Below are 20,601 nucleotides of genomic sequence, written 5' to 3' on the forward strand. Positions count from 1 at the left end.
CGCATTAAACCGATATCTTAAATCAACACAAAACATTTATCAGGGGCAAAACTATGCAGCCGGAACGACAAAAACGAATGATCGGCTACTTTATTGAAGAGGCTACAACACACCTAGATACCATCGAACAGGGTTTGGTAAATTTGAGCAACAGTATTGATAAATACTCGATTGTTAACGATCTTTTGTTTGCTGCTCACTCCCTCGCCGGGGGAGCCGCGATGATCGGGCTTGACAGTATTTCCAGTATTTGTTCCAATTTAAAATCTTGCTTTCAACCCTTGCAATTGGAAAGTTCGGTAAAATTTGACCTGAAGCTAAAAAAAATGTTCATGCAGGCATTTTACGGGATTAAAGAGTTAGTTTATCATCTGAATCAATCTGCAGAACTCAGCGATGCTAAAGCGATTAAAGTTATGTCAGAAATAGAAATAACTTTGGCTCAAATTAGGGATTATATCGATGGAATGGGGAAGCGAACGCTCCAAAAGGACCCCCCCACTTTTTTAACCGATGAAACTCTATCCATGTTCGATGATTTTTTTATGAATGGGTAATTGCTAATTGCTAATTGCTAATAGGTCACAATTATTACCTGGTTACCGCTGGCAATTTAGCGTTGACGTAGACATTAATTAATCAAGGGTGATCTCTATGCAAGCACTTCAACCTCCAGTATCGGTCATTCAAGAATTAACTTTAGATGCGCCTGTTTCTATTGTGACGCTGCTTGAAGACCGCGCACAAGTGCGGCGAATTGGCAAGAGTAATTTTACTCCAGGACTGTGGCGAATTAAAGTAGAACAAGTCGCACCAGTTTTATCAGATAAATCCCTGCGCGCCGAATTTTGTCAGGACTATCCCAACGCACGCATTGATGATGTTAGAGTGCGGCGGGAAATGTTAGTTAAAGAAGCCGATAAACCAGATGAAATTAAAGCATTAGAAACCGAAATCCGTTCGCTAACCAAAACCTTTAACAATACCGCTGAAGACCGCCAGCACCTCGAATCTTGCTTTGAAAAAGTCAATGCTATCCTGACAAAAGGTTTGCAAGAACTGCCTATCGATGCCATTTGGGGACAAATCGATCCTAGAACTTGGCGCGAGCAATTTTCTAGTCTGTTTAAACAATTGCGAGACTTGCGGGTAGAAATTTTGAATAGCTATCACACCCAGCAAGATTTAAGTCAGAAAATTAATGACTTGATTGCTAAAGCAAGTGCATTATCTCGTCCCGATATGATGTATAATGCCCGCATCGAAGCAGATTTAATGATTCCTCAAGCGGGAGAATATGAAATTGCCTTTGATTATGTCGTTCCTAATGCTATGTGGCGTCCTTGGCATCAGGCGCGTTTGTTGAGGACTGAAGTCCTTACTACTAACTTGGAGGGGACTGAAGTCCTTACTACTAACTTGGAGGGGACTGAAGTCCCTACTACTAACTTGGAGGGGACTGAAGTCCCTACTACTAACTTGGAGGGGACTGAAGTCCCTACTACGAACCCACCTGCAAACTTATCTTTTCGCGTTGATGGTTGCGTTTGGCAACGCACGGGGGAAGATTGGAAGGATGTAGATTTAGTATTTTCTACTGCAAGAAGCTCGCTGGGAACTGAACCGCCGCTGTTAACAGATGACACTTTAAATGTTCAAGAAAAATCTCAGGCAATTATTATAGAAGCTCGCGATCAGAAGATTCAAACAACTGGAAGAGGAATAACCCAAACCGCTGTCCCTGAAGAAACTCCTGGCACTGTAGACTTACCAGGCGTTGATGATGGCGGCGAAGTCCGTACTCTCCGACCTGCAAAAAAAGCGACAATTCCTTCTGATGGTCGTCCCTACCGCGTGCCTATTTTTTCCTTTGAGTCGGCAGCGGAAATTGAGTATATATTAATGCCGGAAATGTCGTGTCAAGTTATGCTTAAAACCGCACAAACCAATACTTCTCAATTTCCCATTTTGGCAGGACCAGTTGATTTAGTAAGAACATCTGGTTTTGTCGGTCGTACCGAGGTTTTATTTATTGCACCAGGTGAGAAATTTGCTTTAGGATGGGGGCCAGATGGTGCAATGCGGGTGCAACGGACTCAAACCGAAGAAAGAAAAAAAGATCATCTCACCCGGTGGAATATTGTCACCACTACGACCAAGTTATTCCTTTCTAATATTGGAGCAGAATCAAGAACGATCAAAACCACTGAGCGAGTGCCAATTTCGGAGTTGGAGCAAGTAAAAGTTGAGGTAATTTCAGATAAAACTTCCAACGGCGTGCAACCTGATGAAAATGGCTTTTGTACTTGGAATTTCCAGATGGAACCTTACTCGCAACTCCAGGCATCTCTAGTTTACCAAATTTCCGCCGCACCAGAAGTACGAGGGATTTAGGGTTAATGTAGGGGCACGGCATTAACCACTTTTGCGATAGTAAAAAATTTGTCTATGCCGTGCCCCTACTGGGACAGCACGGCATTAACCACTTTTGCGATAGTAAAAAATTTGTCTATGCCGTGCCCCTACTGGGACAGCACGGCATTAACCACCTTTGCGATAGTAAAAAATTTGTCTATGCCGTGCCCCTAATTGTCGGTCAGTTGTACAACTTTTGGTAGCAAACTCCGATAGGGAGGTGGAAGACTTTCCTCTAAGCAGGTATAAGCGGATTCTTTAACTAATATTTTGCCCGTCCAATCGGCACTAAAATCTTCACCAGGGATAAATCCCTGTGCGGAGAGGGTTAGACAAATCAAGTCTTTCACTTCTTCTAGCAAATCCAGGTGAGTTTCTAAATCGTAAAAGTTGTTCAAAGTCCATTCCAAGGTCTGGGAGTCGGTTTCGGATAATTCCATTAGGACTGTTGTGAAGATCTCGGTTGTGTAATCAAAACCCGCTAAAGCACTTAGGGTTTTTCTATAAGATTCTACTAGAGTTTTGTTCTGCTTCTTTAGGGCGCGGATAATCAACCGACAGCTAAAGTCAAACATTTCAGCAGAAGTGCGATACATGATAACGCTCCTTGGGACTGAAAATTTAGAGAGGATGCTTAAAGGCAGTGTGCCTGCCCGATAGCTTCTAGTGTCTAACAGATCCGATGGGGTTGAAGGAGAAGTTAGCGATTTTAAGGAGAACTTAAGCAAGATTTACACAGAACTGGGTTCGCTACTGAATTGCTTTAGTAAATTCTGTTACAGCGTCGTAATGGTCTGCGTATAAGGTATATCGACTCAACAGGGCGATATCTAAGTCTGGCAATAACTCGCTGCGCTCAATTTGTTCGTAGCGATCGCGCCAGCGATACAGTTTGAGTAAGCCATCTTCCCAAAACCAGACTTCCGGAACGCCAATTCGTTGATATAATTCTAATTTGTTGATTCCTCCACTGGTGAATATTACCTCAATTACCAAGTCGGGAATGGCTTTCTTTGTTTCCAAATTGTAGGATTCATCCGGATCTTTTTTCGCATTTTGCTCTTCGCTACCTAGAGTCGGGCCACCTCGACGATAGAATCGAATTCCCTTCTCTCTCATGTAAGCTTCAATCAGTAAGCCAATTGTACTTTTAGCATCCTCGTGTTCTGGACTATTTGTTCTAATCTCTAAGATGCCATCTAAATAGGTAAACCTGACTCCGGCTACATTTTCAAATGCTGTTTCGATGGCTTCTAGCTGCGACCAGCTAATGCCATAAAATGTCAAGCAGCGTTCTTGAATTTCTGGTTGGGATATAGTTACTGCCACGATTGGTACTCCTTGTGAGAGCCTGGAAGAGTAATTATTTAACGAACCACTCCAGGCACAGAGGACGCAGAGGTAAGAGAAAAGAAGAGGATAGTCGCTATTGGGGTTGGCGCGTTAGGAAGGGGAGATCGACTATTTGGCCTTCGGTTTCTCCTACTTGGACTTTTAATCCTTCACCACCGGCTTTTGTGCGGATATAAGCTAAGCCAAATGGCCCTTTTTCGGTTTCGGTGTAACTTGTTAGCTTGCCAATTTTTTCTTCTCCTATCATGATAGGGGTTCCGGGTTCGGCGGGTGCGTTGAGACGGACTCCCCAGAGTTGCTGTTTTACGCCTTTATATGTGTTCAATCTGGCAATTGTTTCTTGACCGATATAGCAGCCTTTGTTGAAAGAAATGGTTTGCCACAATCCAGCTTCGAGGGGATTATAATCATCGGTTAATTCCCGGTCTGGTACGGGGCGTCCTTGTTCGATTCGTAACCGTTCCCAGATGCGATCGCCCATCGGTACTGCCCCCGCTTCTACTAATTTTCCCCACAACGCCGCTGCATTATCAGCTGAGACAATCAGCGTATATCCAGGTAGTGCCAATCCACTCCCAACTGCAACGCGAACATCGATTTGATCCCCCCCTGACCCCCCCTTGATAAGGGGGGGATTCCCCCCTCGATTCCCCCCTTCTGAAGGGGGGTTAGGGGGGATCTGCAAAACTTGGTGATTGGCGTAAGCTTGTCCCACAATTGCAGTTGCACCCAGTTTATCCAACAGGGCGTCACTTCCTGCCCCAATCAAGGTGAACGTCGCAGTATCATCGGTGACATCTTTTAACTGCACCCGATCCATCGGGAACAGATATTTATCCATCAATTGGATTAACTGCTGACGCCGACTAGGTGAAACCAGCAACAGTACGGTATCTTCGGTTACATATGCGCTTGCTAAATCTATAGTCCGCGCGGTGGAACTGACAAAAACCGTATCGCAGCCTTGTCCTGGTTTTAAGCTTTGAAAATCATTGGTAGTTTGATTGTGCAGGAAACGGAGGCGGTCAGTATCGGCAACTTGGATGCGTCCCCAGTGGGAGCGATCGCATACTACCACGCCCTGTTTTGCGGATGCGTTCGCGCAGCGTGCCGTCAGGCGTATCGCTGCCTCATCGTTGCCAAAACTCACTACCACCCCATCTGCAAAAATTGCTCCAGCAGCCGTCAAGACATCCTGCAACGCCTGAATCATTGAATTTCCTTCCTTTTTAACCTTTATTAAATTATCGGCAGATTGGCAAATATCTGCCTGACTGTCTGCTGTGCCTTTTCATCTAAGCGATTCCAATCTACATTTCCCGTCTCATCGATCAGGCTAGTATCGATCTCGACTTCGAGATTGTCTGGATCGACAATGACAAGATTGTAGTTGCAAAAGCAGACCTGATAACAAAGTTCCCACAGATCGAGGGTAAATTGCTGACTTTGATGTTGCAAAATTAACCGATATCCTGGATAGGGTTGCGGCAGGCGGACGAGAGCTTCTTCAATTTCTTCTCGTGCCTCTGGCGACGCATTTTGGAGTTGTTGCCGCAGTTGTTGTACCCTGGCTTTTGTTTCCTCGGTTGTCCCTTCAGGCCAAACTGGCACATCTTCGTAAGTCCCTTTCCAGACAGATTCTTCCAACTGCTTGCGAATGTTATCTAAAATGCGGAGGAAAGCTGGTTGCATCAGCAGTTCCGCTTGTTGCCATGCGACGATGTTTTTTATTTTCGGCGGCATACTTATGATTCGATCCTGGGCGAGAGCAATTAGTTTTATCTTATTAGTAGCTTTATATATATCATGTCAGAAATCCGACTTTATACCTATTGCTACCTCTGCCACTCCCCCAACGACAGTATTTCAGACAGATTCAACTGGATATAATAATATTGCCGAATCTCAAGTTAAAAATAAGGATCAACTCATCGATATTCCCTCAGTTAATCCCAATATCGTCCTCGACATCCGCTATGCTACTCAGAATAATTTTACCAAAAGAAGACTCTACCCCGTAGCGCGATGCCTGCTAAGAGCATCTGTTGCCAGAAAGCTTTCTCTCGTGCAACAAGATTTGGAAAAACAAAGTTTGGGGCTAAAAGTTTACGATTGCTATCGCCCCTTATCTGTTCAAAGACAAATGTGGCGATTGTTTCCCAATCCTCGCTACGTCGCCAATCCTGCTATAGGTTCGCGACACAATCGCGGAGCAGCGGTAGATCTGACGCTTGTAGATAGAAATGGCAATGAATTAGAGATGCCAACCGAGTTTGATAATTTTACCGTGAGGGCGCATATAAATTATAGCGGCGGCAGTTCCCGTTCTCGGAGAAATCGCCAGCTCCTGCAAAATTCGATGAAACAACGTGGATTTATGCCAATGCCAAGCGAATGGTGGCATTTCGATGAGGCGGGATGGGAAAATTTTCCAGTTCTCGATCTGCCGTTGGAATCAAGTCCTTAATTAACGCAAGTTGCTAGTTATTCAAATTGGTAATTGGTAATTGGTAATTGGATTCATGACTCAGTCTACTCTTGAGTCATCAACCCGGTTTCTGCGTCGATTTCTCGCTGTCAAACCCACGATTTTTCAGAGAAGCCGGGTTTCAATGCCAAGGGATGTAATATTATGTCCGGTTGCATCGGTTGTATATAGTCGATTGTGCGAAAAGCTGTTTTTTTCCCTCCCACTTGCCCACCTGCTCACCTGATCGCCTGCTCAGGTCATTTTCCTACCAGGATTTGAAGCGCGGGCACCGACGCCCACCCCACAAGAAAAAATTCAGTACTTACCCACGACTCACCTATCACCAAAGTTTCTTGCTGCGATTTCTAGTTGCTTGTCGAAGAATAGAAACCCGGATGGGTGAGCGTAAGTCCTGATATTTTTGCCGAGGGAGCCATTAGCCATTAGCAATTAGCCGCTATGTCTGGTGCGTCATTTTCAATTTCTCCGCAAGCGGGGTCTTCTTACTTCTGGAATCCGCTCTAAAACAGCTTTATAAACGTAAACGCGAGCGCAATATCTTGCTGAAGTAGAACAGGTAGCTTCGATGGCAACATTGCTAACATTGGTAACATCAAATGAGAAAGAAGCTGTTTGTCCAGCACCAACTGTCCGAGTTGCCGCTTGTCGCCCATCCAGGTAAATATTGACGATGTTGGCAGGACTGCCTGCATCGGTGTCAAGCATCCCCAATCCCAACTCCAGGGTTTTAAATTTAGCTTGCTCGTCCTCGTCTCTGATTCTACAGGTGACTGACGCCGAGCCATTGCTGGGATTGAGATTCATCAGACTTCTGTAGACGGCTCTGGCTATGGCAATATTTGTTTCATCATATCGAAAGCGTCCGGGGCCACTACCGACGCATACAGTCCGTACCAGGGAAGACGTGCGTATGCGTTCCCGTTGCTGTCCCTGTACGACTTGTTGGCCTAGAGTTACTAAGGCTAACAATAGCATCGCACCAGGGATGAGTTGCGCTATCAACTTGGTTTTTTGCATAGGGAAACTGGCATAACAGGTAAAAATCCTTACTAATCATATCGGAATCTTTCGCGCCAAAATTGCCCGCTTTTATGCTTGGGGAGGTTTGTCAGGCGCGATCGCATCTACTCTATACCCGTAGCTGCGTCTTCCTTCGCCTCAATAATATCCCCCAGATAAAGCTTGACGAACTCCCTAGCAGCATCGGGATTAATTTCCAAAAGAGCTTTTGTAATTTCTGCAATCGTCTCCCCAGTTGGATCGGTGCGTTCGTGGGTCCAGCGATACACGACGGTGCGCTCAATGCTCATCTAAAAAGCTCAGTTCGTTTAGGAAACCGTGGGTATGCGCGACCACAGAGGAACAAGAAGCGGCGGTTTTAACCGCCGTCACAATTAATCCGGTTGAGCGTCGCATCAATCGGACGAGAGTTTTTGCTAAATTGGCCTAACCGTTGCCAATTTTGGTCAGATATAGAAACTTGTTTTTCTGTATCACCACTCACCCATCCGTGAAATGTTTTGGCTCCTTGAGTGGCTTCTACGTAGTCACCTTTGCGAAACCCATGTCGGGTAACAGTGCCACCGTACTTCCGCCTAATTCCACCCTTTGCGGCAACCGTCAGATGCAATTGGCGGCGGCAAACGGTCGGACGACGAATCACGGTAAACGGTGCAGGCGTTACAATTACGCTCCCGTGCCATCCCATCGTTTGGCGGTCAATTATGCCGTACTGAATAAACGCGGTACAAGCTAGGGCAACACCATCTACAGCATGAGTCGCAGGAATCGCATCACCCTTGGAATGCTTTTGTTTGTGCAGTCCTAAGTGCTGTCTGATATTTGCAGTCTGCCAGCCTTCAACTTGTTTAACCTGGCAATAAGTTTCTAGGTTTTCTATCTGCCATTTTTGACCAACCATTACTGGGCTAAACCCTTTGTTACCACGCGCTTTGATAATTTCGTAAGCGATTGTAGCGATCCGATAGATCAGCGATAGCTCATCAACTACGCCCTGTTCAAGTTCCCGATTAGCTCGGATACTTGGAGGCAGCTTAGATTGACGGCGATTGTCAAACCGTTTCTGACGGTGAGCGCGTTTGTTAAAGGCGAGCTTGCGGTTAATCCTGCGTCCTCTGCGGCAGCGTCGCATCATGGCACGTTGTTCCATCCGCTCTTTCACCGTTTTGAACGGCAATTGGAGATGAGCTAACCACAGGGTAAACTTTGCGGACTGCACACCAATACCTGTGTAGTTAAACTCAACGAGTCTCTCACGAGACCCGTTGGTCTCCAAAACCGTGCTTAACAGTTTCCCGTTACACGGCTCCTCAGTGATATGGTGATTGTCACGCATACCTCATTACCCATTTATCCTGAACTTTTTTAAGTCTTTTGGTGGGCTTAGGCTCGGTACTATTACAACCGGATTTGTTGCCGAGACTGCTATCGTTGGCAGTCTTTGTATCGTGGCAATGTCTGTGTAGGAGTTGCCAATTCTCGTAAGAATCCTTTCCACCTTTCGATTTGGGGATTTTGTGGTCAACTTCCATCACATCGTTTTCACGAAAATATAATCCGCAATGGGTGCATTTCCCTTTTTGCTGTTTGAGAAGCTTAGCAACTCTAATAGGCAATTCCGGGTTTTTCCCCATTCTTGAACTCCAATAAACTAGGTTTCCGTCGTATGGCGACGATTCGCCTTTAACTTTCACATGCCTAACTATTGGAGTATCGGCATGGTCTATTAACCGAACGGCTGGTTTACCGCCTTTCCTGGTTGCGAATACCCAGTTATCACCGTCGATTGTTTGCCAATATTTCTTTGACACCCATTCCCTACTTTTGCGAGGGTGACGGCGTTTTGCCCAAGCTTTTAGCTTTTGATAGGTTAGGTCATCTAGGTCTCTATATGCCTCACTACTGACCGCTGTTGAGTAGTAGTTAGCCCAACCCTTTATAAGCGGGTTTAACCTTTTGATTAGCGCCTCTTGCGGCGCTGATTTGTGGGCTTCAATCTCTTTAGCTATTTGGTCGTAGTGTACCTTCTGCTTTTCCTTGCTTGGGGTGATGATTGTTTTAAAACCTTGCTTAGAGTGGTATTTCCCTGTGGGGAATTGTTGTACCTTAAACCCAAGGAAGTTGAAACCTGGTTCTTCTTGCCCGTACCTGTGCAGTGTATGGGCAATTCTCTTCTTGCTCGGTTTTAATTCCAAGCCCATGCCTTTTAACCATTCAGAGATTATCTCCCTGCATCTTTGGATAACGGTTATGTCACGCGCGAGAATCACGAAGTCGTCGGCATAACGAATTAGGCTCAGGCTGCGACGATTATCTCGTTTCCCTTTTCCACTTCTGGTGGGTAAGGTATCCGCATATTGCTTTATCCGTTCTTCCATCCCGTGGAGGGCGATGTTTGCCAGTAATGGGGAAATGACTCCGCCCTGTGGCGTTCCAAGAGATGTGTCGAAGTACTGCATATTGTCCATCACTCCCGCTTTTAACCATGCACGAATTTGACGGCGAATGGTGGGGAATGTATTCAGTTTGTTGAGCAGTGCTTCATGGTCGATGCGGTCAAAACATTTGGCAATGTCGGCATCCAGAACAAATTTTGGCTTGAGGTGGATGCTGGTGAATATTGCTTCAATCGCATCATGGCATGAGCGTCCTGGTCGAAACCCGTATGCGTTAGGCTCGAATCGCGCTTCCCATTCTGGCTCTAGTGCTAGTTTGACAAGTGCTTGCAAGGCGCGGTCTTTGATTGTAGGTATACCTAAAGGTCGCTTCTCTTCCGTCCCTGGCTTAGGAATCCATACTCGCCTGGTTGGGCTGACCTTTGAACCCAGTTTTAGTTTTCCAGTTAAGGCTAGACGTTGCTTTGGGGTCAGGCTTTTTTGCCCGTCCACACCTGCCGTCTTTTTCCCAAGGTTATCCTGGGTAACTCTACGAACCGCTATCATTCTTGCTGACCAGGATTTCATCAACGTATGAGTGGAGTCTGCGAACTGCTTTTACATCACCACGTTGAGAGGCAAGGTAGATTCTCTTTTGGAGCTTATACACTCGGCGTTCTAGCTTGCGCCAGTTGACCGAGCGCCATTCCACCATCAGTTGTTGAGACTGTGTTTTAGACATTTGTACTCACTACTTAAGACTCTACCTTCCATATCACCGTGAGTCTGTCTGCATATCCCTCGCGTTACCGAGGGCCTTCGCTTCTGACTCAATCCTTCCCGTCCGTAGCATCCGGTTAGCACCTACTTTTGGTATCGACCTCCAAAAGAGCATACGGAGGGTTAATTCGTTTCCGATAGTCATTGTTTTGAAACCTTTAGAGCGATGCTTTCCACCGGGTTTATTGAGAGTGCTTACTGGTCAGAAACACACCTGCCAGCCTCATATCCTTTGCCTTTTGGCTCCAGCGCAGAAAGCCTTATTTCGCTGGTCCCCTGTAACGATGGTTAAGTGCATCTTCGCTTTCGCTGCTCGTGGGTTCTTGCTCGACGGGTCGCCAGATTAGGCTTCCAGCTTTCCGCTTTTTCACCCCGCTTTACGGATTGAAGGCTACTCTCTACCTTTGGGGTGATGCTGTCACCACTGCACTTGTGGGGAGGGACTTGTTTGTTCAACTCACCCTCATGACTATCGAATTGTCAAGGTTCTTTTTCCTTGCGGCTAATCCCCCAGAATCCTTGTGGGTTTTGGTTTCTAGCCAACGAATCGCACATGTTTGCCGGGGTCGATACCAACTGCAATAGGCTGCGTGTTGGTAGTCCGAGGGCATCTGATTAGTTGAATTTGGAAAACACCAAGGTCGTTATAAACAACCCGTGCTTTTCCTTCTTTGAGCCAACGTCTTGCTCTACTGGCTTTTGTAGGCATTAACGGTTTGCCTGATGGCGCTAAAACTGGTACTCGTTTCATGGAGATAATCCTGACGAGAAAGTTATTAGTCCCCTCGCCCAACACAACTAAGATGACTGACCTTTACGCCACACCGCTAACAAGACGGTTTAGAGATAATCCGATCTGGGGAAGCAACCGGAAGTCTGTGCCAAGTTGTGTCTCAATGGGCTAGTCACACACGTAAGACTTGCTTCTTACAAGCCCCGTCTATGGGAGAGCGGGGTTTGTGACTTTGACTGCTAGCTTGTTCTGGCTGATTTTGTAGGATTCCAAGACTTGTTTGAGCGCTCTACCTGCTTTTCCCATAACATAAATTGTGTCCAATGAAGATATTTTCCCCAAAGTTACGGATTGCTACAAACCGTCAAATTTTGGCAACGGGCTGACTGGGATCCCCCTGTGGTGGTAGGATGACAGCCATAGCTAGGGGTGTCTGTAAAACCAGGCTGAGATCAAACCCTTGGTACCTGAGTCTGGGTAATACCAGCGGAGGGAAGCTGTTTATTCGAGGAATTCAATATGCGTTCAGATTGGGTTGCCAAGCGTCGTGGTGAAAGTAACGTGACGCAAATACACTACGCCCGCCAAGGCGTCATTACCGAAGAAATGCACTACGTCGCCCAACGGGAAAATCTCCCAGTTGAGTTAATTCGCGACGAAGTAGCGCGGGGGAGAATGATTATCCCCGCTAACATCAATCACACTAATCTAGAACCGATGTGTATCGGCATCGCTTCTAAATGTAAGGTAAACGCCAATATCGGCGCTTCCCCCAATTCCTCGAATATTGACGAAGAAGTCAATAAGCTCAAACTGTCGGTAAAATACGGTGCCGATACCGTGATGGACTTATCCACAGGTGGCGGTAATTTAGATGAAATTCGCACCGCAATTATCAACGCTTCCCCAGTCCCCATCGGCACTGTACCCATCTACCAAGCATTAGAAAGCGTCCACGGCAAGATGGAAAATCTGACGCCGGATGACTTTTTACATGTGATTGAAAAACACGCCCAACAGGGTGTGGATTACATGACAATTCACGCGGGAATTTTAATCGAATACTTGCCTTTGGTGAAAACCCGCCTCACCGGAATTGTTTCTCGCGGTGGCGGTATTATTGCCAAGTGGATGCTGCACCATCACAAACAAAATCCCCTTTATACCCACTTCAACGACATCATCGAAATCTTCAAGAAATACGATGTTTCGTTTAGTTTAGGGGATTCTTTACGCCCCGGTTGCACTCACGATGCCTCTGATAATGCCCAACTCGCGGAACTCAAAACCCTCGGACAATTAACCCGCAAAGCTTGGGAACATAACGTGCAAGTGATGGTGGAAGGTCCCGGTCACGTGCCAATGGATCAAATTGAATTTAACGTCAAAAAACAGATGGAAGAGTGTTCAGAAGCACCCTTCTACGTTTTAGGGCCATTGGTAACAGATATTGCACCCGGATATGACCACATCACTTCTGCAATTGGTGCGGCAATGGCAGGGTGGTACGGAACTGCGATGTTGTGCTACGTGACACCAAAAGAACACTTAGGACTGCCGAATGCAGAAGACGTGCGGAATGGGTTGATTGCGTATAAAATTGCCGCCCACGCTGCCGATATTGCAAGGCGTCGTCCGGGAGCGCGCGATCGCGATGACGAACTCTCCCGCGCCCGTTACAATTTTGACTGGAATCGTCAATTTGAATTAGCCCTCGATCCGGATCGCGCCAGGGAATATCACGACGAAACTTTGCCAGCAGATATCTATAAAACTGCTGAATTCTGTTCGATGTGCGGGCCAAAATTCTGTCCGATGCAAACTAAAGTTGATGCGGAAGCTTTAGAAGAATTGGAGAAGTTTTTGGCTAAGGAACCTGTGAGTCAGTCCTAGATGCTAAATAATGCTTAGGGAGTAGGAATATAGATTGTCTCTTTTCTATTCCCTAGCTTTTAGTCAGACAAACTTTACCAGTCTAGTCCATGTCAGAAGTTAAGCAAAAAACCAAACCCATTCAAAAAATTATCTTTGGCAGTCCAGGCACAGGAAAAAGCTATCGGGTTCGTGAAATTGCCAATTATTACCGCAGAAGATTTGAGTATTACATAAAATCAGAAAATACAGAAGAGATTAAAAGTAGAAGTATAAGAAAGCAATTTGTTTATGAATATCTTATTCAGAGGAATGAAAACTTTTTGCTCAAAGATTTTAGTCGGTTTTAACCGAATTGAGCTAAAAGCCTTTGAAATTTATTTCCGGGCGGGTGTTCCGGCAGGCGCAAGATGTGAGTTAACGCACCCTACTTTCGACTATTGGTTTCCGAAATTGCATTCTTGCCGTTGTAGCTAGATATGGCTCCTACTTTTGCGATTATTAAGCGTAATAATAAAGTATGGCGAGACAATCATTCTCAACGCTGCAACAAGAAACACCAGAAAATCCAGGTATTGCATCGTCTGCATTTCCCCTGCCGGGAGGGGGAATTACTTTGCTGATACTAGGGATAATTATCGGTTGGCTGGTTGTGCGCGATCGCAATTCACCGATTATGCCCGATCCTAATCATGGTAATCAACCCCACTTCACCCAAGCACTTCAGTGGATTGCCTATAGCAAAGCGTTAGAAAAATCTCAGCAGTATGAGCAAGCAATCGCAGCTTACGATCGAGGCTTGACCGATTTTCCCCATGATTTTCGATTATGGCACGAACGGGGACTGCTGCTGGCAAAGCTACAACTGTTTGAAGCAGCACTCGAAAGTTACAATCGCGCCTACGAATTGAAACCCAATCAGCCAGATTTGGCACACGAACGCGGCGACGCTCTCTTGCAGTTAAAACGGTACAAAGAAGCGAACGCATCTTTTGATATCTGTTTGCGGTATTTTCCCTATAGCGCCCATATATTGGCAGATAAAGGTTACGCGCTCTATTGTTTGGCACAATATGAAGCAGCCTTGAAAGTCCTCAATCAAGCGCTGAACAATGCCACCCACGATCGCAATACGAGTGCTTATGCTCGCTTCTATCAAATTGAATCTTTGATTGAGTTAGGACAGTTTGATGCTGCTTTACAGTCATCTCAGCAAGCCATGAAGCTTTATCCTAATGAGTTGTTGAAAGAACAGCAAAAAAAATTGTTATCAATGTAGAATGATTATACACTCGGTGAATCTGTCTGACAAAAGATGCTGAAAACTTGGCGAAAAGGCTTGTTGAGACTGGGGAAAATGAGTGCGCTCGCTTACACCTCCACCTGCGGTATTTTATTCTTCAGTCAGCCCTACTTTATCTTTAAACCAACTCGCACTTTCCCAAAAAATCCTGAATTTTATAATATCAAATATCAAAATGTTTATTTACCAGTCCCCGGAAGTTCAAGCAATGACGTAATTCATGGATGGTGGATTCCATCTCAACGACGGAATTTAGGCACGTTACTCTATTTACACGGCAACAGTTTCAATATAGGCTCTAATATTACTCAGGCTTACCGTTTTCACCAACTGGGTTTTTCCGTCTTGCTAATTGACTATCGAGGATACGGTAAAAGTCAAGGCAATTTTCCCAGTGAATCTCAAGTTTATCAAGATGCTCAAATCGCTTGGAATTACCTGGTAAAACAAAAACAAATTCCAGCCAATCAAATTTTTATCTACGGTCATTCATTAGGCGGTGCAGTAGCGATTGATTTAGCAGTAAAACATCCAGAAGCAGCCGGATTAATTGTGCAAAATTCTTTTACTTCAATGCAGAAGATGGCAGAACTAGATCCTTACTTGCGGATATTTCCAATTAGTTTAATTTTAAGACATCGATTTGATTCTATTACTAAAGTTAAATCCTTGCGGATGCCTGTGTTGTTTGTTCACGGCACTGCGGATGCGATGATTCCCAAAACAATGAGCAAAACCTTGTACGCTGCTGCACCCGAACCTAAACAGTTGCTGCTAGTTCCGGGTGCAAAACATAATAATGGAGATCTTTTTTTTAATCGCAGCGAATATCGCCAAGCTATCCAAAATTTTGCCGCATCAGCACGAAATGGTAGGTAATTGTAGGTTGGTTTGATATTATAAAATGCGGAGATCTAAGATCTTGTACAAATCGCCAGACGAGGCGGAGCTTCGTTACTTTCGTTCCCAGGCTCGAGCCTGGGAACGAGATGTGGTGGGCTGCTGCCTCCCCAGGGGGCAAGACCCAACCTACAGATTTTTGTACCGCTGCTGAATTTCCCGAATCGAAAATACTGCCTCAAACTTCAATCCAACACCTTGGTAAAATTCAGCACCACCTTGTTCTCTATCTACCAGTGAAATTACTCGATCGACGCTATAACCAGCCCCGCGCAGCCGTTCCACCGCTTTCATCGCCGATTGTCCGGTGGTTACGACATCTTCTAAAACTACTACTTTCGCCCCTTCTGGTAAATGGGGGCCTTCTATGTAAGCTTTTGTACCGTGTCCCTTGGCTTCTTTACGGATAATGAGTGCGGGAATCGGTCGATTTTCAATAGCAGAAACGACGCTCACTGAGGCTACAATTGGATCGGCTCCTAAAGTCAATCCAGCCACGGCGTCAGTATCAATCGGTAGCATTGGTAACAGAAGGCGAGCGATTGCTAAAGCTCCTTGAGGATGGAGGGTCACCTGCTTGCCGTTGATGTAATAAGAAGCACGCTGCCCCGAAGAGAGAACAAAATCACCTTCTTGATAAGCTAGATGGCAGAATAAATCCAGAAGTTGCTGGCGCAGCAGCGTCAGATCTGATGTCATAGCCCAGACACCGGAGTGGGCAGGTGTTCCAATCGTCATCGCCGTTGAGGGGTTGAAATAGCCAACCACGATCTTAGACCCAAAGTTGAGCTAGGATTTGAAAAAATGTGAGGGTGAATGATATGGGTATGCGATTGAGTTGCCTTAAAGGCGTAATGATTGTTGTAGCTGCGGCTGGTGGTTTTGCTAACAGCGCGATCGCTGACCCCTATATTTTCGTACCTGACAATGACAGAGCGGTTCGCATCGATCAGCAATTCAATCGGGTCTTTTTTAGCAACGATAGAGAGTTCTTCAAAAATCGTTCTATCGAGCGGCAATTGGACTTTCTGTTCGGACTGAGGAATTCTTACCCCGAAAACGAAATTAATCGAGATGGTAGGGGAGTCCACAACCTTTATGTAGAAGTGCTGGAACGGCAGGTGGGCAGCGATCCGATACTGCTTACCCCCGATCTGCCAAATCCCTTCAATACCTCGCTGCGACAGCTACCGCCCTCTAGTTTTAGCCGCCCATTTGGGGGGCGGGAGTTGATCAACGAGGAACTGCCGCCGCGTTAACGGTATAGTTACCATAGTCAGTCCATAGTCAAAAGCCAAGCCCAAATCGTCAATGGGGCTGTTGACACTCCCCGACCTGAAGGTGCGGGGATTCTTAAGACATTGCGGTCTTAATATCCCTGTTTGTAGGGTTCCCAGGCTCACCGCCTTTGTCCAAAGGACGCGGTGATACGCCAGTTGCTCCACTTGGGGAAACCCCAAGACCGCACTGGCTCTTCTCCTTACAGTATTTTGGGCGTTTAGTGGCCTTAGCCACAGGTTCCGTCGAGTCCCGGCGTACCATTTCTAATGCTCTGTCCCTAATGTTTTTCGCTTGCCGTAATATCAGCATGGGCCAAAAATCCACAAGCCGAACAGATGAACTTTTCACCATCACGATTTGAGCGGTCAATATGCCCGCAATTTCTGCATTCAGTGCACCGAATGTTTCGGATTAATCTTGATTGCGCTCTTGGTGGAGTCGAGTAGAAAGTCGCCTTTCTACCCTCTCCTTCAAAACCGGACGTGAAACTTTCGCTTCATCCGGCTCCTCAATGAAATGGCTCTATGTCATGAGTACCAAGACTTCCGTCAGTGGTTGTCTTTGTGTCATGGCAATGTCTATGGAGGGCTTGTAGGTTCGCATAGGTATTTTTGCCCCCTTTTGATGTTGGTACAATATGGTCAATTTCTATCAAGTCCCCCGGTTTAAATGGTAGTCCGCAGTGATTGCATTTTCCCTGTTGTCTCTTAATTAGAGTTGCCAATTTTGTAGAGACTTCAGGGCTTCGACCCATGCGTGTACTCCAATATATCCAATTCCCATCGTAAGGACTTCTTTCTCCTTGAACTTTGGTAAAAACCTTGATTGGGGTTTTTGAGTGTTTTTCAAGTGTTAGTCCTTCTTTGGTGCTAAAACACCAGTTATCGTTTCCTACTGTGTGCCAGTATCGATCTGATATTTGGTGTTTATTGGAATGAATGTTTCTACGCCTTGCCCAAGCTCGGAGTTTTTGATATAACAGAAAATCCATTTGATTAAAGGCTTTTTGACTTGTCACAGTCGAGTAATAACTAGACCATCCTCTAATTATCGAGTTTAGCTCTTTTATTAAGATCGACTGCGGCTTTGTGAGATGAGTATCTACTATTTCAGCCAGTTTTCTCTGGTGGGCTTTCTGTTTTTCCTTGCTAGGGGTGATGATTGTGTTAACCCCTAATATTTTCCCTTGGTAACTGGTGGCGCTGCGGTAATCTCCTGATGGGTATTGTTGGATATGAAAACCCAAAAAATTGAACCCCAGTTTTCCGTTTTTCTCGTTAAATGTGTGAGTTATTTTTGTTTTGCTGGGTTTGAGTTCCAAGTCCATACCTTTGAGCCATTCGGATATTATTTCTTGGCAGTGACTCACCACATTTATATCTTCATGTATGACAACAAAGTCGTCCGCGTATCTTACGAAGCTGAGCGACTTTACCTTAGTTTGCCAACTCACCTGATTTCCTTTTGGATTTCGGATGTCTAGTGTTTTAGCAAACTCCATGAGTCTTATTTCCATTCCATGTAAGGCTATGTTGGCTAATAATGGGGATATTACTCCTCCCTGGGGAGTTCCTTCATTCGTTGGAAATAAGCTTTTCCCATCCATTACTCCTGATTTTAACCAGGATTTAATTTGTTTTTGAAGTCTGGGAAATGTGTTTATCTTTGCCAAGAGTGCCTCATGGTTGATTTTATCGAAGCATTTTGCAATATCGGCATCAAGCACATATTTGGCTTTTTGTCTAATTGCGTTATATATTGCTTCGATTGCATCGTGGCATGAGCGTCCGGGTCTAAATCCATAGGAGTTACTCTCAAAGAGCGCTTCCCATTCTGGTTCGAGTGCTAGTTTTACTAGTGCTTGTAATGCACGGTCGTGCATAGTGGGTATTCCAAGGGGTCTTTTTTCCTTAGTTCCAGGTTTTGGTATCCATACCCGGCGGGTAGGTTTAGTAAAACCTGTTAGTTTAAGGTGTTTAATCAATTCGAGTCTTGCATTGGGTTTTAGGGATTTAATTCCATCAACTCCTGCTGTTTTCTTGCCTTGATTGTCTTGGGTTACTCGGCGCACTGCAAGACATCTAGCACTCCATGACCTAATTAGGGTTTTTTGAAGCTTTCGGACTACCTTGACATCACCACTCTTCGAGGCTTGATATATCCGTTTTTGCAACTTGTAAACACGTTTTTCTATCTGTTTCCAGGGTAATTCCTGCCATTGATAGTCAGGTTGCACCCCTAAACAGATGGGAAAGTCGTGTTCCCATGCCACCCTAAACTTCAGTTTGGTTTTGGCCTTTTTCATTGCTACTTACCGCTATATCATCCATTTCATCGTGGGTACGTCAGCGTATCCTTATGTTTCCAGAAGGCATTTGCTTCTTACCCAATCCCTTCCCTCAAATGCTTGCGACTGGTTGTCTTCTTGAGTATCGACCACCTCAAGAGCATTTGTGGGGTTACTTCGTTCCGAGACACCATTGATAGGAACCTGTAGAAGTGTTACTATCCACCGGGTTTGTAGGCAGTGCAGGTTGGTCAACGAGGAAATTGCCAACGCCTTATCCATGCCTTTTGGCTTGGGCTGATAACCGTCGTAGCCCATTTGCCATCACGATGGTTCGGACATAACTTCACCTGTCGGTTACTCATGGGTTCTTGCTAGACGGGATTTCCAGTACGGTTCTGGATTACCGTCGTTCATCCCCGCTTCACCCGTTTGATCACCATTCGCCCAGGTGGGGGATGCGCTTTCACCTCTGCACTAGAGGGGTAGGGCTTGGAATTTCTAGGATAATTTTCCTCACCTACATGGTGTCTCAGTTATCATCTCTAGAGGATTTAAGTGCGTATTCAATCTTTCGATTACTCCAGAGAAGCCAGCCACCCTTGAGTATTACTACTCATTTCGGCTGAACGAATCGCACTCCTAACTTTGCAGCTAGATACTCGATCTTTAAGCTCAATTCATTCCAAGCAGCATCAGAGATAGCGCGATTTAACCCAACTTTTCTGGATTGTCCATTCGGTAAAAACCTCCCACTCTCCTCATCTTTCTTCACCCGACAGCGACGTAGCATACCAGAGACGTTCAAGTCTTCCAAAGCAATTGCATCCACTCGTCGGGAAACAATAGCATTAGCTACCCACCATTGATAAGCTTGTCGCTTATCGCTGATTTTCTTATGCAGGCGTCCAACTTTTCTTTTCGCCTTTTTCCGGTTATTGCTACCTTTAACCTTGCGATTAACCCGCCGCTGCCTCACATGCCGTAACTGCTTAACTTTCTTGTTGTTGCCAAACTTAGGATTGGCAAACTGATGCCCATCGCTCATGTGTACCAGTTTGACAATTCCCAGATCGCATCCAATAACAGATCTGACTTGGGTTAAAGATTTAGCCACCAGGTCTGGTACGGTTTTCTCCTCAATTCTCAGCGATACATACCACCCATCCTGGCGTTGCCGGAGCGTTGCCGCTTTGATGGTAAAACTATCTGGGATAGGTCTGGAGTTATAGAATCGCATCCACCCCAACTTGGGCAAATAAATCTTGTCTCCTTTAGTTTTTACACCCATCGCATAGGTGAACGAGGTGAAGTTGCTGCGATTCTTGAATTTGGGAAAACCCCTGCCTATGCCCTTCGGGCACGCTGCGCGAACAAAGAAGTTTTTGTAGGCCATATCCAGACGTTTTACATTCTGTTGCAAAACGGTTGAATCTATTAGAGCATACCAAGGTCTAGATGCTTTCAGTTGCGGCAATGCCGTAATTTGAATGTCGCCAGCGCTGCGGCGGGTATTTTTAGCAGTTTCGGTGTCTTTCCACGGTTCTCCCGTGGCACCGTTCTTGCTAACGAAACAGGTTAACGGACAAGCTGAGGCACGGGTTCTAATATCGCAGTAATCTCCTTGGATGAATTGTTGATTGTCTTGACCAATCCTGTCGCCCAGTTAGAGTCGATAGAAGCCTTGCGACTTTTACCTCTCCTTCAGAACGGTACGTGATACTTTCGCATCATTCCGCTCCTTGATAATTCCATCCTTGTTATGGATACGATTCAAGACTAACTATCGGG

21 protein-coding genes, 2 pseudogenes and 1 riboswitch are annotated in these 20,601 nt (G+C 45.6%); of the genes and pseudogenes, 9 read left to right on the forward strand and 14 right to left on the reverse strand.

Annotated elements, in window-relative coordinates:
* Nucleotides 1-53: 53 nt before the first annotated feature.
* The 3 genes from MiSe_RS05400 (at nucleotide 54) to MiSe_RS05410 (ending at nucleotide 2,589) form a co-directional block, all read left to right on the forward strand.
* The gene (locus MiSe_RS05400) at nucleotides 54-557 is read left to right on the forward strand and encodes an Hpt domain-containing protein (protein WP_226575697.1); all 504 of its coding nucleotides are present in this window, start codon (nucleotides 54-56) and stop codon (nucleotides 555-557) included.
* Nucleotides 558-654: 97 nt separating this feature from the next.
* Nucleotides 655-2,394, forward strand: coding sequence for a mucoidy inhibitor MuiA family protein (locus MiSe_RS05405; RefSeq protein WP_226575699.1), 1,740 nt, complete (start codon nucleotides 655-657; stop codon nucleotides 2,392-2,394).
* Between the two features lie 54 nt (nucleotides 2,395-2,448).
* Nucleotides 2,449-2,589 (forward strand): hypothetical protein, encoded by a 141-nt coding sequence (locus MiSe_RS05410; RefSeq protein ID WP_226575700.1) that lies wholly within the window; start codon nucleotides 2,449-2,451, stop codon nucleotides 2,587-2,589.
* Here MiSe_RS05410 and MiSe_RS05415 read toward each other — a convergent pair.
* The 4 genes from MiSe_RS05415 to MiSe_RS05430 form a co-directional block, all read right to left on the reverse strand.
* Nucleotides 2,586-3,011 (reverse strand): hypothetical protein, encoded by a 426-nt coding sequence (locus tag MiSe_RS05415; protein WP_226575702.1) that lies wholly within the window; start codon nucleotides 3,009-3,011, stop codon nucleotides 2,586-2,588. The two genes, MiSe_RS05410 and MiSe_RS05415, sit on opposite strands and share 4 nt — an antisense overlap.
* A gap of 154 nt (nucleotides 3,012-3,165) precedes the next feature.
* Nucleotides 3,166-3,744 carry a Uma2 family endonuclease gene (locus MiSe_RS05420; RefSeq protein ID WP_226575704.1) on the reverse strand — a complete coding sequence of 193 codons (579 nt, stop codon included), beginning with the start codon at nucleotides 3,742-3,744 and terminating at the stop codon, nucleotides 3,166-3,168.
* Nucleotides 3,745-3,841: 97 nt separating this feature from the next.
* On the reverse strand, nucleotides 3,842-4,981 hold the full coding sequence (gene ygfZ, locus MiSe_RS05425; protein ID WP_226575705.1) for a CAF17-like 4Fe-4S cluster assembly/insertion protein YgfZ: 1,140 nt from the start codon (nucleotides 4,979-4,981) through the stop codon (nucleotides 3,842-3,844).
* Between the two features lie 26 nt (nucleotides 4,982-5,007).
* On the reverse strand, nucleotides 5,008-5,511 hold the full coding sequence (locus MiSe_RS05430) for a hypothetical protein (protein ID WP_373872751.1): 504 nt from the start codon (nucleotides 5,509-5,511) through the stop codon (nucleotides 5,008-5,010).
* A gap of 4 nt (nucleotides 5,512-5,515) precedes the next feature.
* On the opposite strand from MiSe_RS05430, the gene MiSe_RS05435 reads away from it, so the two are divergent.
* On the forward strand, nucleotides 5,516-6,235 hold the full coding sequence (locus MiSe_RS05435; RefSeq protein WP_226575707.1) for a M15 family metallopeptidase: 720 nt from the start codon (nucleotides 5,516-5,518) through the stop codon (nucleotides 6,233-6,235).
* A gap of 480 nt (nucleotides 6,236-6,715) precedes the next feature.
* Here MiSe_RS05435 and MiSe_RS05440 read toward each other — a convergent pair whose 3' ends face one another.
* From MiSe_RS05440 to MiSe_RS53665, 6 genes and pseudogenes are all read right to left on the reverse strand, one after another.
* A complete protein-coding gene (locus MiSe_RS05440) occupies nucleotides 6,716-7,276 on the reverse strand; it encodes a hypothetical protein (RefSeq protein ID WP_226575714.1) in 561 nt (186 codons plus the stop codon).
* A gap of 107 nt (nucleotides 7,277-7,383) precedes the next feature.
* Nucleotides 7,384-7,569 carry a hypothetical protein gene (locus tag MiSe_RS05445; RefSeq protein WP_226575716.1) on the reverse strand — a complete coding sequence of 62 codons (186 nt, stop codon included), beginning with the start codon at nucleotides 7,567-7,569 and terminating at the stop codon, nucleotides 7,384-7,386.
* A 68-nt stretch (nucleotides 7,570-7,637) separates the two neighbouring features.
* A complete protein-coding gene (locus MiSe_RS05450) occupies nucleotides 7,638-8,615 on the reverse strand; it encodes an RRXRR domain-containing protein (protein ID WP_226575718.1) in 978 nt (325 codons plus the stop codon).
* A pseudogene (ltrA, locus tag MiSe_RS05455) lies at nucleotides 8,608-10,396 on the reverse strand (group II intron reverse transcriptase/maturase). The gene MiSe_RS05450 and the pseudogene ltrA (MiSe_RS05455) overlap by 8 nt, the downstream one beginning before the upstream one ends.
* A 573-nt stretch (nucleotides 10,397-10,969) precedes the next feature.
* A complete protein-coding gene (locus MiSe_RS05460) occupies nucleotides 10,970-11,185 on the reverse strand; it encodes an RRXRR domain-containing protein (RefSeq protein ID WP_373872752.1) in 216 nt (71 codons plus the stop codon).
* A 216-nt stretch (nucleotides 11,186-11,401) separates the two neighbouring features.
* Nucleotides 11,402-11,473, reverse strand: a pseudogene (locus MiSe_RS53665) (XRE family transcriptional regulator); the annotation flags it as partial.
* Between the two features lie 109 nt (nucleotides 11,474-11,582).
* A riboswitch (TPP riboswitch) is annotated at nucleotides 11,583-11,679 on the forward strand.
* Nucleotides 11,680-11,686: 7 nt separating this feature from the next.
* Between MiSe_RS53665 and thiC the strand changes: the two are divergent.
* The 4 genes from thiC (at nucleotide 11,687) to MiSe_RS05485 (ending at nucleotide 15,221) form a co-directional block, all read left to right on the forward strand.
* Nucleotides 11,687-13,060, forward strand: a complete 1,374-nt coding sequence (gene thiC, locus MiSe_RS05470; RefSeq protein ID WP_226575720.1) for a phosphomethylpyrimidine synthase — start codon at nucleotides 11,687-11,689, stop codon at nucleotides 13,058-13,060.
* A gap of 89 nt (nucleotides 13,061-13,149) precedes the next feature.
* The gene (locus tag MiSe_RS05475; protein WP_226575722.1) at nucleotides 13,150-13,389 is read left to right on the forward strand and encodes an ATP-binding protein; all 240 of its coding nucleotides are present in this window, start codon (nucleotides 13,150-13,152) and stop codon (nucleotides 13,387-13,389) included.
* 170 nt (nucleotides 13,390-13,559) lie between these two features.
* Nucleotides 13,560-14,318, forward strand: a complete 759-nt coding sequence (locus MiSe_RS05480) for a tetratricopeptide repeat protein (protein ID WP_226575724.1) — start codon at nucleotides 13,560-13,562, stop codon at nucleotides 14,316-14,318.
* 36 nt (nucleotides 14,319-14,354) lie between these two features.
* A complete protein-coding gene (locus tag MiSe_RS05485) occupies nucleotides 14,355-15,221 on the forward strand; it encodes an alpha/beta hydrolase (protein ID WP_226575726.1) in 867 nt (288 codons plus the stop codon).
* Nucleotides 15,222-15,371: 150 nt separating this feature from the next.
* Here the strand turns inward: MiSe_RS05485 and pyrE are convergent, their stop codons facing one another.
* Nucleotides 15,372-15,980: an orotate phosphoribosyltransferase gene (pyrE, locus tag MiSe_RS05490; RefSeq protein ID WP_444980461.1), complete on the reverse strand. Its 609-nt coding sequence runs from the start codon at nucleotides 15,978-15,980 to the stop codon at nucleotides 15,372-15,374.
* Nucleotides 15,981-16,063: 83 nt separating this feature from the next.
* Between pyrE and MiSe_RS05495 the strand changes: the two genes are divergently transcribed.
* Nucleotides 16,064-16,501 carry a hypothetical protein gene (locus tag MiSe_RS05495; protein ID WP_226575730.1) on the forward strand — a complete coding sequence of 146 codons (438 nt, stop codon included), beginning with the start codon at nucleotides 16,064-16,066 and terminating at the stop codon, nucleotides 16,499-16,501.
* A 530-nt stretch (nucleotides 16,502-17,031) separates the two neighbouring features.
* On the opposite strand, the gene ltrA (MiSe_RS05505) is transcribed toward MiSe_RS05495, so the two are convergent.
* From ltrA (MiSe_RS05505) to MiSe_RS05515, 3 genes are all read right to left on the reverse strand, one after another.
* Entirely contained in the window at nucleotides 17,032-18,828 is a 1,797-nt protein-coding gene (ltrA, locus tag MiSe_RS05505) for a group II intron reverse transcriptase/maturase (RefSeq protein WP_307731186.1), read from the reverse strand.
* 51 nt (nucleotides 18,829-18,879) lie between these two features.
* Entirely contained in the window at nucleotides 18,880-19,128 is a 249-nt protein-coding gene (locus tag MiSe_RS05510; RefSeq protein ID WP_226575732.1) for a hypothetical protein, read from the reverse strand.
* A gap of 298 nt (nucleotides 19,129-19,426) precedes the next feature.
* Nucleotides 19,427-20,287, reverse strand: a complete 861-nt coding sequence (locus MiSe_RS05515) for an RNA-guided endonuclease InsQ/TnpB family protein (protein WP_226575734.1) — start codon at nucleotides 20,285-20,287, stop codon at nucleotides 19,427-19,429.
* Nucleotides 20,288-20,601: the final 314 nt, after the last annotated feature.

This window comes from Microseira wollei NIES-4236, assembly GCF_020521235.1.
Classification (GTDB): domain Bacteria; phylum Cyanobacteriota; class Cyanobacteriia; order Cyanobacteriales; family Aerosakkonemataceae; genus Microseira; species Microseira wollei.